General features: G+C 74.4%; 16 protein-coding genes. 7 read left to right on the top strand and 9 right to left on the bottom strand.

Going from position 1 to position 15538, the window contains the following annotated elements:
* Window positions 1-53: 53 nt before the first annotated feature.
* A complete protein-coding gene (locus tag ACIBW6_RS31080; RefSeq protein ID WP_399065744.1) occupies window positions 54-491 on the bottom strand; it encodes a DUF4442 domain-containing protein in 438 nt (145 codons plus the stop codon).
* A 135-nt stretch (window positions 492-626) separates the two neighbouring features.
* Here ACIBW6_RS31080 and ACIBW6_RS31075 point away from each other — a divergent pair, with 135 nt between their 5' ends.
* Together ACIBW6_RS31075 and ACIBW6_RS31070 are read left to right on the top strand one after the other, a co-directional pair.
* Window positions 627-1694: a hypothetical protein gene (locus ACIBW6_RS31075; protein ID WP_399065493.1), complete on the top strand. Its 1068-nt coding sequence runs from the start codon at window positions 627-629 to the stop codon at window positions 1692-1694.
* A gap of 84 nt (window positions 1695-1778) precedes the next feature.
* Window positions 1779-3164 (top strand): MFS transporter, encoded by a 1386-nt coding sequence (locus ACIBW6_RS31070; RefSeq protein WP_399065491.1) that lies wholly within the window; start codon window positions 1779-1781, stop codon window positions 3162-3164.
* On the opposite strand, the gene ACIBW6_RS31065 is transcribed toward ACIBW6_RS31070, so the two are convergent.
* From ACIBW6_RS31065 to ACIBW6_RS31055, 3 genes are all read right to left on the bottom strand, one after another.
* The gene (locus ACIBW6_RS31065; protein WP_399065489.1) at window positions 3151-4026 is read right to left on the bottom strand and encodes a spermidine synthase; all 876 of its coding nucleotides are present in this window, start codon (window positions 4024-4026) and stop codon (window positions 3151-3153) included. The two genes, ACIBW6_RS31070 and ACIBW6_RS31065, sit on opposite strands and share 14 nt — an antisense overlap.
* 76 nt (window positions 4027-4102) lie before the next feature.
* Window positions 4103-5287: an elongation factor Tu gene (gene tuf, locus ACIBW6_RS31060; protein WP_399065487.1), complete on the bottom strand. Its 1185-nt coding sequence runs from the start codon at window positions 5285-5287 to the stop codon at window positions 4103-4105.
* 306 nt (window positions 5288-5593) lie between these two features.
* Complete coding sequence (locus ACIBW6_RS31055; RefSeq protein ID WP_399065485.1) at window positions 5594-6301, bottom strand: DNA alkylation repair protein; 708 nt, start codon at window positions 6299-6301, stop codon at window positions 5594-5596.
* Between the two features lie 106 nt (window positions 6302-6407).
* Between ACIBW6_RS31055 and ACIBW6_RS31050 the strand changes: the two genes are divergently transcribed.
* Window positions 6408-7172 (top strand): TVP38/TMEM64 family protein, encoded by a 765-nt coding sequence (locus ACIBW6_RS31050; RefSeq protein ID WP_399065483.1) that lies wholly within the window; start codon window positions 6408-6410, stop codon window positions 7170-7172.
* A gap of 7 nt (window positions 7173-7179) precedes the next feature.
* Here the strand turns inward: ACIBW6_RS31050 and ACIBW6_RS31045 are convergent, their stop codons facing one another.
* Window positions 7180-7896: a cupin domain-containing protein gene (locus ACIBW6_RS31045; protein ID WP_399065481.1), complete on the bottom strand. Its 717-nt coding sequence runs from the start codon at window positions 7894-7896 to the stop codon at window positions 7180-7182.
* A gap of 286 nt (window positions 7897-8182) precedes the next feature.
* On the bottom strand, window positions 8183-9370 hold the full coding sequence (locus ACIBW6_RS31040; RefSeq protein WP_399065479.1) for an MFS transporter: 1188 nt from the start codon (window positions 9368-9370) through the stop codon (window positions 8183-8185).
* Between the two features lie 98 nt (window positions 9371-9468).
* Here ACIBW6_RS31040 and ACIBW6_RS31035 point away from each other — a divergent pair, with 98 nt between their 5' ends.
* Window positions 9469-10464, top strand: coding sequence for an ArsR/SmtB family transcription factor (locus ACIBW6_RS31035; protein ID WP_399065477.1), 996 nt, complete (start codon window positions 9469-9471; stop codon window positions 10462-10464).
* 193 nt (window positions 10465-10657) lie between these two features.
* Window positions 10658-11533 carry an undecaprenyl-diphosphate phosphatase gene (locus ACIBW6_RS31030; protein WP_399065475.1) on the top strand — a complete coding sequence of 292 codons (876 nt, stop codon included), beginning with the start codon at window positions 10658-10660 and terminating at the stop codon, window positions 11531-11533.
* A gap of 51 nt (window positions 11534-11584) precedes the next feature.
* Here ACIBW6_RS31030 and ACIBW6_RS31025 read toward each other — a convergent pair whose 3' ends face one another.
* Window positions 11585-12292: an SDR family NAD(P)-dependent oxidoreductase gene (locus tag ACIBW6_RS31025; RefSeq protein ID WP_399065472.1), complete on the bottom strand. Its 708-nt coding sequence runs from the start codon at window positions 12290-12292 to the stop codon at window positions 11585-11587.
* A 101-nt stretch (window positions 12293-12393) separates the two neighbouring features.
* On the opposite strand from ACIBW6_RS31025, the gene ACIBW6_RS31020 reads away from it, so the two are divergent.
* Both ACIBW6_RS31020 and ACIBW6_RS31015 read left to right on the top strand, forming a co-directional pair.
* Window positions 12394-13290: a helix-turn-helix transcriptional regulator gene (locus tag ACIBW6_RS31020; protein ID WP_399065469.1), complete on the top strand. Its 897-nt coding sequence runs from the start codon at window positions 12394-12396 to the stop codon at window positions 13288-13290.
* A 59-nt stretch (window positions 13291-13349) separates the two neighbouring features.
* Window positions 13350-13523 carry a hypothetical protein gene (locus tag ACIBW6_RS31015; RefSeq protein WP_399065468.1) on the top strand — a complete coding sequence of 58 codons (174 nt, stop codon included), beginning with the start codon at window positions 13350-13352 and terminating at the stop codon, window positions 13521-13523.
* A gap of 91 nt (window positions 13524-13614) precedes the next feature.
* Here ACIBW6_RS31015 and ACIBW6_RS31010 read toward each other — a convergent pair whose 3' ends face one another.
* Window positions 13615-14367, bottom strand: a complete 753-nt coding sequence (locus tag ACIBW6_RS31010) for an SDR family oxidoreductase (RefSeq protein WP_399065466.1) — start codon at window positions 14365-14367, stop codon at window positions 13615-13617.
* Between the two features lie 19 nt (window positions 14368-14386).
* Window positions 14387-15142, bottom strand: a complete 756-nt coding sequence (locus tag ACIBW6_RS31005) for a hypothetical protein (RefSeq protein ID WP_399065464.1) — start codon at window positions 15140-15142, stop codon at window positions 14387-14389.
* Between the last annotated feature and the right edge of the window lie 396 nt (window positions 15143-15538).

Raw genomic sequence — 15538 nt, 5'->3', positions numbered from 1 at the left:
TCCGCAGCGGACGGCGGGAGCGACGGGGGCGCGGAGAGAGCCGCGGGGCCGCCTCAGCCGTTCGGACGCAGGGTCCAGACCACTCTCATCTCACCGGTGACGGCGCCGTCCTCCCGCTGGATCGCGACGCTCACCGGGAACTCGGGGCGCTCGCCCGCGTCCAGCTCGGCCACCACCTCGGCGGCCGGGCGGCCCAGCGTGGCCGTGGCGGTGACGCGGCCCATGGCCAGCTTCTTGTACGCGATCTCGGCGCTGACGGCGAGCGGTACGGCCCGGGTGAGCTGGTCCCCGAAGGCGGCGAGCACGATGGCGCCGCTCGCGGACTCGCCGAGCGTGAACATCGCGCCGGCGTGCGGGCCGCCGACGTGGTTGTGGAAGTCCCCCTGGTCCGGGAGGGCGACGACCGCCTTCTCGGGGGTGGTCTCCAAGAAGGCGAGGTTCAGGGTGCGGGCCATCGGCACCGTGGCGGCGAGCATGTCGCCGATCGACATCTGGTCTGCGCTCATGGCCCGCATGTTACCCACCGGTAGCCACCCTGGCCATCCCCGTCCTCGGAGCGGAACCGTTGCACGTCCGGTACCGGGCGGGAACGCCGGGCAGCCCGTGACCCTCTATCGTTTACGGCCATGTGGCCAGGACAGCAGCCGCCCGGGGGCGAGCAGAACCCGCAGGACGGGACCAACCCGAACTACCCGAACAATCCGCCGGCACCCAACCCGTACCAGCAGCCGGGTTACCAGCAGCCGAACCCCTATCAGCAGCCGGGGTACCAGCAGCCCAACCCGTACCAGCAGCAGCCGGCCTGGAACGCGCCGACGACACCGATCGGCGCCCCGCAGCCGCCGAGCGGGGGCGGGGGCAACCGGACGAAGATCGTGGCGATCGTCGCGGCGGCCGCCGTCGTCGTCGCGGCCGGGGTGACCGGATTCCTGGTGCTCGGCGGGGACAAGGACGACGACGCGAAGGGCGACGACAAGAAGCCCGCCGCCTCGCAGTCGGCGAGCCGGCAGCCCAGCGCCTCGGCGTCGACGCCCGCCGACGACAATCCGCGCGGCGGCGACAGCGCCGTCAAGCCGGTCATCGCGGGCTGGCAGCCGGTGGTGAACACCAAGCACAAGACGGTCTTCGACGTGCCTCCGGGCTGGGAGGTCAGTCCGGGCGGCGCGGACCAGATCATCGGGTTCGAGTACGACTACAAGGACAAGGACAAGAACAAGAAGGAGCACGGCATGACGACCGTGTCCGCTCCTGCCGAGTTCAAGTCCAAGTGGTGCTCCGACGACCCCGACAAGGACGGCCGCGACGAGGACACCTCCCTCGCCGGTGTCGGCACCCGGGGCGAGAACGGCGCGAAGACGGCCGCGCAGGCCGCCGAGAACCGCGTGCCGTGGTGGATCTACGGCGGCTACACCGAGCCGGACCTCAAGTCGGTGAAGGTCGGCAAGCCCAAGGACTTCACCAACGCCCAGGGCGTCGCGGGCAGCCTGATCAAGGCGAACTCGCAGAACTCGCCGCAGAAGGGCAAGTGCGCCAGCGACGGCAAGGCCGTCGTCTTCGCCTTCCAGAACGAGGCCGGGGACTACGTCTCCTGGGATCTGTGGGGCGCGAAGGGCGTCAAGGACGAGGTGGACGACGCGACGATCGACAAGATCCTCAGCTCGGTCCGCTTCTACAAGGACCCCACCACGTCCTGATCCCGGGGCCCGGCCGAGCGGCGCGAGCGATCCGTTCATGGGCCACGGTTTGGCAAACGGGCGTGCGGCGGCGATAGTCCCTCAGTGACCTCAGCCGCCGCCTCCCCGCCCCACCCGCCGTCCGGGCGACCGCGCCGCCGCCGTCCGCCGTGGGCCGGACGGAACTACTCGCTGCTCGCCGTCGCCGCGTTCATCACGACGCTCGGGGCGCACGGCGCGCTGATCGCGTCCTCGTTCGCCGTGCTCGACACCGGCGGCGACGGCGGCGACGTGGGACTGGTCGCCGCGGCGCGCACCCTGTTCCTGGTGGTCTTCCTGCTGGTCGGCGGCGCCGTTGCGGACCGGCTGCCGCGCCACCACGTGATGGTCGCGGCCAACGCGCTGAACTTCCTCTCCCAGGGCGCCTTCGCACTGCTGGTCCTCCAGGGCGAGCCGCAGCTGTGGCAGATGATGGCGCTCAGCGCGCTCGGCGGCACGGGCCAGGCGTTCTTCAACCCGGCGGCCGAGGGCATGCTGATGGCCTCGGTCTCCGGGGAGCAGGCCGGCCGTGCCTTCGCCCTCTTCCGGATGGGGATGTCCGGCGCGGCGGTCGGCGGCGCGGCGCTCGGCGGCGCGCTGGTCGCGGCGGTCGGACCGGGCTGGGTGCTGGCCGTCGACGCGGCGGCGTTCGCGGTGGCCGGAGCGCTGCGGATGTTCCTCGACGTCGGCCACATCGCGCCGCGCGTCCCGGGCAGCGGGCTGCTCGCCGACATGCGGGACGGCTGGCGCGAGTTCGTCGGCCGGCCCTGGCTGTGGACCATCGTCGCCCAGTTCTCGGTGGTCGTCGCCGTGGTGGGCGCGGCCGAGTCGGTGTTCGGGCCGCTGGTGGCGCGCGACGAGCTGGGCGGGGCCGGGCCCTGGGGCGTCGCGCTCGGCGCGTTCGGCGTCGGCACGATCCTCGGCGGGCTGCTGATGATGCGCTGGAAGCCGCAGCGGCTGCTCTTCGCGGCGACGCTCTCGGTGTTCTCGCTGGCCCTGCCGTCGGCCGCGCTGGCGGTCCCCGTACCCCTGGGTGTCCTGATCGCGGTGATGTTCGTCAGCGGCGTCACCATAGAGATCTTCGGCGTCTCCTGGATCACCGCGCTGCACCAGGAGATACCGGAGGAGAAGCTCTCCCGCATCTCGGCCTACGACTGGTTCGGCTCGGTGGCGATGGTGCCGCTGGCCACCGCTCTCGCCGGGCCCGCCGAGTCGGCGTTCGGCCGGACCCCGTCGCTGTGGGGGTGCGCCGCGCTCGTCGTCGTGGCCACCACAGCGGTCCTCTTCGTGCCGGACGTGCGCCGGCTGCGCCGCCGTCCGCCCGCCACGGTCGTGGCGGCGGGCGACGTCTGCCTGGAGAAGGCAGTGCCGACGCAGGAGTCGCCGGCCGGGCAGGAGTCCCCGGCCGGGCAGGAGTCGCCGGCGGGGCAGGCCGGGGTCAGCCCACGCTGAACGAGCCGCCCGGGGGTTCCGGGGAGTCCACCGCTCCCGCGTCCGTGACGGCCCGCGCGTCCCCGGTGAAGCGCCGCAGCCCCGCGCCGTGCTCGACCCGGGCCGCGAAGGCGTCGCGGGCGGTGCGGCGGGCCAGTTCCGGCACGTCGAGGTCGCCCTGCGAGGCGACGAGGACGGCGTTGCCGAACCGCCGGCCGCGCAGCACTCCGGGCTCCGCGACCAGGGCGACCTGCGCGAAGACGGCTCGGAACGTGGCCACTTGGGACCGCAGGAACGTGAACGGCGCCCCGTCCGCGAGATTGGCCGCATAGCAGCCGCCGGGCCGCAGGACCCGGTCCGCCTCACGCGCGTACGCCTCGGTCGTCAGGTGCGCGGGCACCCGCGAGCCGCCGAACACATCGGCCACGAGGACGTCCGCGGAGTCGTCCGGCGCGGCCTCCAGCCACTGCCGGGCGTCCGCGGCGTGGACGGTGATCGCCGGGCCCGCGGGCAGCGGGAGGTGCTCCGCGACCAGGGCGAGCAGGGCCCGGTCCGCGTCGACGACGTGCTGCCGGGAGCCGGGCCGCGTCGCGGCGACGTACCGGGGCAGGGTGAGCGCGCCGCCGCCCAGGTGCAGCACGTCCAGCGGCCGCCCCTCCCCGGCCGCGCAGTCCAGGACGTGGCCGAGCCTGCGGGCGTACTCGAACTCCAGGTGCGTGGGGTCGTCGAGATCGACGTACGACTGCGGCGCCCCGTCCACGGTGAGCAGCCAGGCCCGGCGCCGGTCCACGTCGGGGAGCAGCTTGGCGAGGCCGTGGTCGACGGCGCGGCTGACGGGTATCGGCTCGGAGGCGGGGGCGGGCTCGGAGGCGGGTGCGTTCACCCGCCCATTGTGCCGGGGGCGGGGCGCCGGCAGGAGCGGTGCGGGCCGGGGCGCGGGGCCCCGGCCCACACCGGGCTCACTCGGCGACGCCGGTCACCGTGCCCGCGCCGACCGTCCTGCCGCCCTCGCGGATCGCGAAGCCGAGCCCGGCCTCCAGCGGCACGTCACGGCCGAGCCCGACCGTCATGGTGACGGTCGTGCCGGGCCGGGCGACGCCCGCGTCGCCGAGGTCGACGTCCCCGACGACGTCGGCGGTGCGCAGATAGAACTGCGGCCGGTAGCCGGTGGCCAGCGGCGTGCTGCGGCCGCCCTCCGCCGCCGACAGGACGTACACCTGCGCGGTGAAGCGGCGGGCGGGCCGCACGCTGCCGGGCCGCGCGACGACGTGCCCGCGCCGCACCGCGTCCCGGGGGACGCCGCGCAGCAGCAGCGCCACGTTGTCCCCGGCCTGGGCCTCGTCCATCGGCTTGCCGAAGGTCTCGATGCCGGTGACCACGGTCTCGCCCTCCTTGAGGGTGTCGGCCCCGTACACGCGGACGCGGTCGCCCGTGCGGACGCGGCCGCGCTCGACGGCGCCGGTGACGACGGTGCCGCGCCCGCTGATCGTCAGGACGTTCTCGACCGGCATCAGGAACGGCGCGTCCAGGTACCGCTCCGGCGTCGGCACGTACGTGTCGACCGCGTCGAGCAGCGCCTCGATCGACGCCTCCCAGCGCGGGTCGCCCGCCAGGGCCCTGAGCCCGGAGACCCGGACGACGGGGACGCCGTCACCGCCGTAGCCGTGCGCGCTCAGCAGCTCGCGGACCTCCAGTTCGACGAGGTCGGTGAGCTCCTGGTCGCCGGCGTCGGCCTTGTTGAGCGCCACGACGATGTGGTCGACGCCCACCTGCCGCGCGAGCAGCACGTGTTCGGCGGTCTGCGGCATGATCCCGTCGAGCGCGGAGACGACGAGGATCGCCCCGTCGAGCTGGGCCGCGCCCGTGACCATGTTCTTGATGTAGTCGGCGTGACCGGGCATGTCCACGTGCGCGTAGTGCCGGGTGTCGGTCTCGTACTCGACGTGGGCGATGTTGATGGTGATGCCGCGCTGCGCCTCCTCGGGCGCCTTGTCGATCCGGTCGAACGGCACGAAGGTGCTCGCGCCGCGGCCCGCGAGGACCTTGGTGATGGCGGCGGTGAGGGTGGTCTTGCCGTGGTCGACGTGGCCCATGGTGCCGATGTTCAGGTGTGGTTTGGTGCGCACGTATGCCGTCTTGGGCATGGCTGGGTGGTCCCTTCCGGAACAGCCGCGTCACTCGGACGCGTGAGGGCCTCCTGCGGGAGGCGGGGACCCCTGAACCGTGCCGACCCTCCCCCTGCGGGGTCCGCCGGAATGTCCGGAGAGGGTCAGCTTCGCGCGCCGTCGACGGCTGCTGCGAGCAGAACGGCAGCCTGAGCCGCGCCCGCGACTGCGGGCGGAGCTGCGAGGAAGGCGTGCCGGAACATGTGCAGATCATCGCCGACGCCGCCGGGCCGCGTCGAATGGTTTTCGCGCCGCCGGTACGGGAGTTGCCGGGCCGTCGAGGTCCTACGGTCCTACGTTCCTCAGCGCCTCCCGCACCGACAGCGACGCGAGCACGTCCCGGTGCGCGGCGACGAAGGCCCGTACGGCGTCGGCGTCGGTCTTCGCGTACTCGCGCAGCGCCCAGCCGATGGCTTTGCGGACGAAGAAGTCGGGGTGCCCGGCCTGCCGCAGGCAGTAGGCGAACAGCCGCTCGGTGTCCGTGGAGTGCTTGCGGCGCAGCTGGTGCAGGAGCGCGGTCCTGGCCACCCACAGGTCGGGGTCCGCGATCCAGCCGTCCATGGTGGCGGCGAGCTTCGGGTCGGCGGCGACGAGTCCGCCGACGACGTGCGCGGCCAGCGCGTCGACCGTGTCCCACCAGGGCACGGTCGTGACCAGGTGCCGGGCGACGGGCAGGAACCCGGACGACAGGCGGCGCACGTGCCGGCGCAGCAAGTCGACGGCGAAGTACGCGTACTCGCGCTCGGGCAGCGCCCAGCAGCGCAGCGCGAGCGCCGTGAGGTCGGCCTCGTCGGGCCGCGGCGTCCCCGCCAGCACCACGGTGGACAGCTCCCTGCGCACGGGTGAGGCGAGACCGAGGAACGGAGCGACGTCCTTCATGTAGGCGCGCATCTGTGCGGCGCGCCGCGGATCGGCCGCGCCGCCGTACACGGCCGGGAGGCGCGCGAGGACGGTGTCGGCGAACGCGCTGGGCGGGGGTGCGCAGGCGGTCACGGGAGCCTCCCTCGGAGCGGAACTGTGGGCGACAGCACGGAGAAAGGTGGGAAAAGTGAGATACAACCTACGGCGATCTTATGTATGTGTCAGTTAGTCTCCCCGGATGTTCGAACCCGTAGCCGCCCGTCCCGCCGGCCTGGCCGCGCGCTGCACCAGAGCCCTCCTCTCCCCGTGGTCGAGACTCTCGTTGCTGGTGCTGCTGCTGGCCGCGGGCGGGACGTGCGTGCTGCTCTTCGAGCCGCAGCGGCTGCTGTCCGGCGGCTGGAAGGCCGAAGTGGGCGGCGCGGCGGCGCTGGTGCTGTTCACCGTGGCGTACGGGGTGTGCACGGTGGCGTTCCTGCCGCGCCCGTTGCTGAACCTCGCGGCGGGGGCCCTGTTCGGTTCCCAGCTCGGCCTGCTCGGGGCGATCGGCGGCACCGTGCTCGGCGCGGGGCTCGCCTTCGGCCTCGGCCGGATGCTCGGCCAGGACGCGCTGCGTCCGCTGCTGCGCGGCCGCTGGCTCAAGGCGGCGGACGGGCAGTTGAGCCGGCACGGCTTCCGCTCGATGCTGGCGGCCCGGCTCTTTCCCGGCGTCCCGTTCTGGGCGGCGAACTACTGCGCGTCGATCTCCCGCATGAGCTGGGGCGCGTTCCTCCTGGCCACCGCGCTCGGATCGATCCCGAACACGGCGGCCTACGTGGTGGCGGGCGCCCGCGCCTCGACGCCCACCTCCCCGGCGTTCCTGATCGCGATGGGCTTCATCACCGTCACGGCGGTGGCGGGGGCGCTGGTGGCGTGGCTGAAGCGGCACAAGCTGCGGCCGAAGCCGGTCCCGGAGCAGGACGGCGCGGACGCGGCGGCGCGGGGCCGGTCGTACACCGAGGTCTGAGGGCGGGTCAGTCCGTCCGGTAGACGTCCAGCCTTCCGCACATGCCGAACCTGCCGCGCGCGGACGGCTGTTCGGATCGCACGGCGGCGTCGGCGAGGTGTCCGGCGTCGCCGCGGGCGAGCCGGTCGAGCTGGTGCCCGGTCGTGGCGGACGCGGCGGCCGCCCCCTGCTCCCACCGGCCTCGCCACGCGTCGAGCCGCCGGCGCACGAGCGCTGCCGCCGCCGTGTGGAAGGCGGCCAGCTCACCGGGGTTCTCGCGCAGCCGCAGGTACCCCTCGACCGCGAGGTCGCGCCGGGCCCGGGCCGCCCGTTCCTGCTCCGCCTCGGGCGCGTCGGCGGGTACGGCCGTGGCGGCGGCGTAGGTCTCCGGGTCGGTCAGGTACGCGGGCGGCAGCGTGAGCACCGCGTCGCCCGCTTCGGGCAGGCCGCTGTTCTGCATCAGGACGACGATGCGCAGGGCGTCCTCGTTCACCAGCCGGTGGATGGTGCCCGGGGTGAACCAGGCGACGGTGCCCGCCTGGAGCGGCGTGCGCGCGAATCCCGAGGCGGTGAGCGTCTGGACGGCGCCGGACCCCGCCGTGACGACGTAACCCTCGCTGCACGTCAGGTGCATGTGCGGGGTGCCGCCGCACAGTCCGTCGGCGGCGGGCCAGTCGTACACCGTCAGATGCGAGACGGCGACGCCGCCGGGCAGCCCGGCGAAGGCGGTGTCCGGGCGGCTCACCACGCGTACTCCGTCCGGAACGCCGACACGGCGGCGGCCTTCAGGCAGTGGGCGCGGGGGTGTCGAGGCAGTGGGGCGGGTGTGCTGCGCATGGGCGCGATCAACCCTCCATCGGGGTGCGGTGACGGGACGTGGCGCGGCGGGTCCACGCCGTCCAGCAAGCGCTTTCCCTCCCGGTGACGCTAAGGGGGTGGGGTGACGAGGGTCAACAGGGCGGTGGAGGTCGATCCACTCCCGGGGCGGGGCCCGGGGCCGGGGTCGATGCGCGGGGCCGCACGGGCGCGGGTCACGGTGTCGTCGTCCGTGGCACGGGGCGGTCCGCGGGGCGGAGGCCCGGTGCCAGGGTGAGGGTGACGGCCAGGGACAGCGCCGCCAGGACGGTCATGGCCGTCGACGGTGACGTGGCCTCGGCCAGCGCGCCCGCGAGGAGGGCCGCCACGCCTTGCGAGGAGAGCATCCCCGCGGTGTGCAGACCCAGCGCGTGCCCGTTCAGTTCCTCCGGTGTCAGCGCCACGAGCCGCTCCTGCAGCAGCAGACTGGCCGCGAAGCCCACGGAGGCGAGCGCCACCACGGTCGCGGCGGCCACCGGCGGCAACTCGATGGCGAACAGCAGGTACGGCGCGGCCAGCAGCAGCCGCAGGGGGGCGCCGAGGCGGGCCCGCCAGGAGGGCGGCAGGAGGCGTCCGCCGAGGACGTCCCCGGCGAGCATGCCGAGGGCGGCGCTCGCCAGCAGCAGGCCCGCGTGCCGGGGGTCGTAGGGCACGAACAGGGCCTCGCAGCCGACGATCAGCCCGTTCGGCACCCACAGGGCGAGGTAGACGTACCGGCGCGGGCGCGAGGACCACAGGAGCGCGTTGCCGCGGACCGTCTCCGCGACGGAGGGCCGGCCGCCGGCCCGGGCCGGGCGCCGGGACAGGCCGTAGCGGGCGACCGCCGCCGACAGGCCGAACAGGGCCGCGGAGACGAGCAGGGTGCCGCGGGCGGAGAAGGTCTGGACGAGGAGCCCGCCGAGCGCGTACCCGAGGATCTGGCAGGTGCCGTTGCTCATGTTCAGGGCCGAGCGGCCGAGGAGGTAGCCGTCGCGGTCGAGGATGTCGGTGAGCAGGCCGTAGCGGACACCGCCGCCGAGGGCCGCGGGGACGCCCTGCACCAGGACGAGGACGAGGGCGGCCGCCGTGGGCAGGCCCGGCGCGGCCTGGACCGCGGCCACGAGCCCCAGGAACAGCGGGAGCCCGGCCAGGGCGGCGCGCGGCGGCAGCCGGTCCGCGGCCGACAGCAGCGTGAACGCGCCCACGACCTGGGCGAGCGCGGGCCCGAACATGGCCAGCGCGGAGAGCAGCGCCGACCCGGTCGACGCGTAGACGAGCGAGCCGAGGGCGAGGCCGCCGACGGTCCGGGCGGCGGTCTGCAAGGAGCACGCCAGGAAGAACGGCGGGAATTCCGGCGCGGTGAACAGGTCTCGGTAGGTACGCATGGACGGAGGCTGCGGTGGCTCGGGGGCGTGGCGTTAATGTTTCGCGGACCGGCGAAACGTCCGGCGAAGCGTCCGGGTCGGTGCGGAGGGGGGGCGGCGTGGGCATCTGGCAGGTCGACGCGGACACCCTCGCGGAGAGCCGGTTCGTGGTGTCGTCGCTGGCGGAGACCGTGGCGAGCCTCAAGAAGCTGGCCGATCCGAGGGCCGCGCACCCGGGTGAACGGCGGTGGCTCGACCGGCACCTGCCCGCCTACCGGGCGCGGCTGGCCGCGGACCCGGTGACGGCACGGCTGGTGACCGCCGCGTTCGGGGCGGCCTGGACCGCCGACTTCGTCACGCCCACCCCGGCCGGGCTGCGCGACCCCGACCTGGACGAGGGGCTGGCCCGGATCCGCGCCACCCCGCCGGAGACGGTCCGCGCCGACCTCGCCGTCTCCGCGGGCCCGCTGCCCGCCGCCCTGGCCCGCGCCGACGACCTCGCCGAGCGCACCGCCGCGCTGCTCGCCTGGGTGTGGCGGGAGACCGTACGCCCGCAGTGGACGTGGCGGCGCCGGGTCATCGAGGCCGACGTCGTCGCGCGGACCCGGCAGCTGACGCTGGGCGGCTGGTCGGCGGCGCTCGACGGGATGCTGCCCGCCATGCGGTGGCTGGGCGACGGCTGCCTGCGGATCAACGCGCACGACCGTCCGCCGCGGGACATCACCGGGGCCCGGCTGCTCTTCGTCCCCGTCACGCCGAAGCAGGCCTGGTTCTCGTGGGAGACCGGCGCCGACCGGTACGCGGTGGTGTACCCGTGCGCGGGCGCCCTCGCCGACGCGGGCCGCAGCGTGCCGCCCTCCGGGCTCGCGACGCTGATCGGAGCGGCCCGCGCCCAGGTCCTCGTGCTGCTGGCACAGCCGCTGACCACCTCCCAGTTGGTGGCCCTGACCGGCCAGGGGCTCGGCTCGGTCGGCCGCCATCTGCGGGTGCTGCTCGATGCCCGGCTGGTCCTGCGCCGGCGCGCGGGCCGCTCGGTGCTGTACTACCGGGCGCCTGCCGGGGACACGCTGCTCGCGGCGCAGGGCGAGGCCGGGGACCCGGGCGCGGAGCCGTAGGAGCGCCGGCCCGGGCGGGCCGTGAGCGCCTGTCCGGGCCCCGTCCGGGCGACCCCGTGGCAGGTCCGTCACCTTCGGGCGCTACGCTGCCCCCGCGTGCGCCCGCGCCTCTCGGGGCCGGTGTTCGCTCTTCCCTGTCTGGCCCGCGTCAGCGGCCGGTCCCGCCCAGCCACCTGGATCGCGTAGCCACCTCATGTCTTGGTTCGAATCATTCATTCTCGGACTCGTCCAGGGACTGACGGAGTTCCTCCCGATCTCGTCGAGCGCCCACCTCCGCCTGACCGCCGCCTTCGCCGGCTGGAACGACCCGGGGGCCGCCTTCACGGCGATCACCCAGCTCGGCACGGAGACCGCGGTGGTGATCTTCTTCCGTAAGGACATCGGCCGGATCATCTCGGCGTGGTTCCGGTCGCTGACCGACCGGACCATGCGCGGTGACCACGACGCCCAGATGGGCTGGCTGGTGATCGTGGGCTCGATCCCGATCGGTGTGCTCGGGGTGACGTTCAAGGACCAGATCGAGGGCCCGTTCCGCGACCTTCGGCTGACGGCGACGACGCTCATCCTGATGGGCGTCGTGCTGGGCATCGCCGACCGGCTGGCGGCCCGCGACGAGATCGGCGGGCGGCACCGGGCCAGCCGCAGCCGCAAGGAGCTCAAGGACCTCTCCGTCAAGGACGGTCTGATCTACGGCGTCTGCCAGGCGATGGCCCTGATCCCGGGCGTCTCCCGCTCCGGCGCGACGATCAGCGGCGGCCTCTTCCTCGGCTACACCCGCGAGTCCGCCGCCCGGTACTCGTTCCTCCTGGCCATCCCGGCGGTGCTCGCCTCCGGTGTCTTCGAGCTCAAGGACGCGACGGAGGGCGGCCATGTCTCCTGGGGTCCGACGATCTTCGCGACGCTGATCGCCTTCGGCGTGGGCTACGCCGTCATCTCCTGGCTCATGAAGTACATCTCCAGCAAGAGCTTCATGCCGTTCGTCTACTACCGGATCGCGCTCGGCATCGCCCTGCTCGTGCTGGTCGGTGTGGGCGCCCTGAGCCCGCACGCGGCGGAGTCCGCGGGCTGAGACCCGCCACTGCGGGCGACCGTCACCCGGTCCGGGGGCGTCGCCCGCCGGTCACCAGTCCAGGGGCCCGTGGGCGTCGAAGTAGCCGCCGGTCGGCCCGTCGGGTCCGATCTGCGCCATCCGGACGATGATCTCGGCGCCCTCGGCCACGGTCTGGACGCCGGTGTTGCCGTTGAGGTCGGTCCTGGTGAAGCCGGGTTCGACGGAGTTGACCCGGAACTGCGGGAACGCCTTCGCGTACTGCACGGTGAGCGTGTTCACGGCCGTCTTCGACGCCGGGTAGGCGATGCCCGGATAGCCGTACGCGGGCGCCGTCGGGTCGGTGATCCGGGCCATCGAGCCGAGGCCGCTGCTGACGTTGACGATGACGGGGGCCGTGGAGCGGCGCAGCAGGGGCAGGAACGCGTGGGTGACGCGGAGCGTGCCGAAGAGGTTCGTCTCGAACAGGGGGCGCAGGGTGGTGACGGTCTCGTCGGCGGGGGCGACGATGCCGTTGCCTTCGGTGCGGCCCTCGATGCCCGCGTTGTTGACGAGGACGTCGAGTCCGCCGTCCTGCTCGACGGTGCGTACGGCGGCGGCGACGGACGCGTCGTCGGTGACGTCGATGACGAGGGGCCGGGCGCCAATCCCTGCGGCGGCGCGGCGGCCGCGCCCGGCGTCACGGCTGCCCAGGTAGACGGTGTGGCCGGCGGCGACGAGGCGACGGGCGGTCTCGTGGCCGAGGCCCTTGTTGGCTCCGGTGATCAGTGTCGTGGTCATGGCTCCAGGGTCCGGCGGCCGGCCCGTGACAGCCAGGTCATCCGCCTTCCTGGGACTGCCGGTACCAGGCAGCGGCGGGCCGTACGGGGCACAGTGGAGCCATGGTGAGCGCGGAGTTCGGGTCCTTCGGGGCCGCGGTGCGGCGGTGGCGGGACCAGGTCACGCCGGAGTCGGCGGGCCTCGCGGCGGTGGGCCGGCGGCGGGCGGCGGGGCTGCGCCGCGAGGAGCTCGCGCTGCTGGCCGGGGTCTCGGCGGACTACGTCGTCCGGCTCGAACAGGGCCGGGCCACGCACCCCTCGGACCAGGTCGTGGAGGCGCTGGCCCGCGCGCTGCGGCTGTCGCCGGCCGAGCGCGCGCACCTGTTCCGGCTCGCCGGTCTGGCGCCGCCGGGGCCCGGCCGGGTACCGGCCACGCTCACGCCGAGCGTCCACCGGCTGCTGGAGCGGCTGACGGGTACGCCGGTCGCGGTCTTCGACGCGGCGTGGACGCTGCTGCTGGCGAACCCGCTGTACACGGCGCTGATGGGCGAGCGGCCCAGCTGGCGCGGGCACGGGCGCAACGGCGCCTGGTGGACGTTCCTCGGCCCGCCGGGCCGGGTGCGGCAGGACGCGCGGGCCCGGCGGGCGATGGAGGCGGCGCTCGTCAGCGACCTGCGGGCGACCGCGGCCCGCTATCCGGCGGACCCGCGCCTGGGCGAGCTGATCGCCGAACTGCGGGCGGGCAGCGCCCGGTTCGCGCGGTTGTGGGAGTCCGGGGCCGTCGGGCGGCACGAGGCGGCGCGCAAGACGGTCGACCATCCGCAGGTGGGGCCGGTGACGCTGGACTGCGACATCCTGACCGTGGCGGGGGACGAGGTGCGCGTCATGGTGTACACGGCCGAGCCCGGCACCGCGGACGCCGCCCGGCTCGACCGGCTCGCCCGGTCGGCACCGGCGCGTCCCGGCACGGCGCCACCCGCCGCGACCAGCGCCAACTCCACCGCCGTTTCGATCACTTGACGCACCCGTGTGCTCGCTCAGGGTTCCCAAACGGTCGCCCCTGCACGTAGCCTTGGCACATGCCGCCAGTGACGCCTGCATCCGCGCGGTCTGCCGACGAGGTGAACGAGCAGATCCGCGGCCTGTGGCTGCGTACGGGCGGACGGCTCACCGCCGAACAGCGCGCGCAGTACGAGCGCCTCGTGACCGAATGGGCCGAGGCCGTCCGCGCCGAGATCGTCAGAGCCGCCTGACCCGACCCCCGCAGGCCCCTTCCCGGTCCCGCCCGGCGGGACCGCACCCACCTGCCGACAGCAGCCGGGGCCCTCACCGGTGCCCCGCCGGTCAGCGGCCGCCGGCCACCCTCAGGACCGTGCCCGTGGCGTACGCCGCGTCAGCGGAGAGCAGCCAGGCGATCGCCGCGGCCACCTCCTGCGCGGTGCCGGGGCGGCGCAGCGGGACGGCCGGGGCGCCCTGCCGGGCCCGGTCCGGCGCGCCGCTCGCCGCGTGGATCTCGGTGTCGATGAGGCCCGGCGCCACCGCGTTGACCCGGACCCCGGCCCGGCCGAGTTCCTTGGCGAGGCCGACCGTGAGCGTGTCGACGGCGGCCTTGGACGCGGCGTAGTGGACGTATTCGCCGGGGCTGCCGAGCGTGGCCGCGCCCGAGGACACGTTCACGATGGCCCCCGCCCCCGCCGCGCTCATGTCCCGGGCGGCGCGGCGGCAGCAGAGCAGGACGCCGAGGACGTTGACGTCGAGGACGCGGCGCAGGTCCGCGGTCCGAGCCTCGGCGAGCGGGCCGAGCGGCGAGGTGACCCCCGCGTTGTTGACCAGCCCGGTCAGCGGCCCGAGGTGCTCGACGGCCTCGTCGAACATCCGCTCCACGTCGGCCTCTTCGGAGGTGTCCGCGCGGATGACGGCGCAGCGGGCGCCGGCGGCGCGCACCTCCTTCGCGACGCGCTCCGCCGCCTCCTCGTCGCGGGCGTAGGACAGCGCGACGTCGTGGCCGTCGCGGGCGAGCCGCAGGGCGGTCGCGGCGCCGATACCGCGGCTGCCGCCGGTGACCAGGGTGGCCGGACGGCCGGTGGAGGATGTCACGGAGTTCTCCCTGCCAAGATCATGTCGAGCGGGGTGCACCGTACCAGCGCCAGTTCCCGACCCGCTCCCGGCCCGGCAGTTCGCCGCGCCCCGTCAGCCACAGCAGGGCCGGCCAGGGCGGGGTGCCGACGGGCGCGTCCGGGAAGAGGCGGTGCAGCGCCCGGCCGCAGAGCCCGGCGGGCGGCTCGAACTCCACGCCGAGCCCCTGGGCCAGGTCGTGGGTGTGCAGCAGCGTCTCGACGACGCCCATCGCCGCGAAGCCCTCCGGGTCGCTGACCCCGAAGACGTGGTACGCGCGGGCGCTCGCCGGAGTCACCCGGGCGACCGCGGCGAGCAGCCCGCCGCAGTCCTCCAGGACCCGCAGCAGCCCGGCCGGACCGGCCTCCTTGTCGGCCGTGATGGTGTTCGCGGGGCCTTCGGGGCGCCGCCGGGAGCAGCCGAGCGGTTCGCGCTCGTCCGTGGAGGGCCGCAGGGAACCGATCCGGGCCGCGTACCAGAACAGGTCGTCGGCGAGGTGTTCGCCGGTCTCCCAGCACGTCCACGCCAGCGTGCCCGCGGGGACGTCCCAGTCGGCGTCGAGCGCGGGGCGCAGGGTGGTCACGGCGAGAGCGACGGCATGCGCGACGTCGTCACCGGTGACGGGCGAGGAAACGTCGTCATCGGTGACGGGCGAGGAAACGTCGTCACCGGTGACGGGCGAGGAAACGTCGTCATCGGTGACGGGCGAGAAGACGTCGTCGCCGGTGACGGGCGAGGAGGGGGACTCGGGTGGCATGCGGCGACCGTAACAGCGATCCGGCCCGCGGCCCCCGGGGTTTTCGCCCGGCCTCCGGCCCGTGCCCGGGCGGCGCCCCGGGCCCTGTCCCGCCCGACCGTCAGGCCTTGCCCTGCCCCGCCTTCTTGGCGATGCGGCGCCTTTGCCGCGGGGTCAGTTCCTTGCGGTTCGTCTGCTGCCCGTACACGGCCTTGCGGTCGGCGTTCTTCATCGACTACCTCCGGATCACGACGAGTTGACCGGGCTCGGCGCGTCGCATGCTAGTAGTGCTTTGTTAGGTGGTGTCGTAGGGCTGCCATGGGACGGTCTGTCGGCAGGTGGGGCAGGTGCCGGTCCAGGTGGCGATGAGCTGTTGGAGGAGGTCCAGGGCCTGGTAGAGGGTCAGGCCCTGGCAGG

Origin of the sequence: Streptomyces sp. NPDC049813, assembly GCF_044465085.1 — a bacterium.
GTDB lineage: Bacteria > Actinomycetota > Actinomycetes > Streptomycetales > Streptomycetaceae > Streptomyces.
The sequence above is the reverse complement of the archived record's forward strand: the minus strand, read 5'-3'. Positions and strand labels throughout refer to the sequence as shown.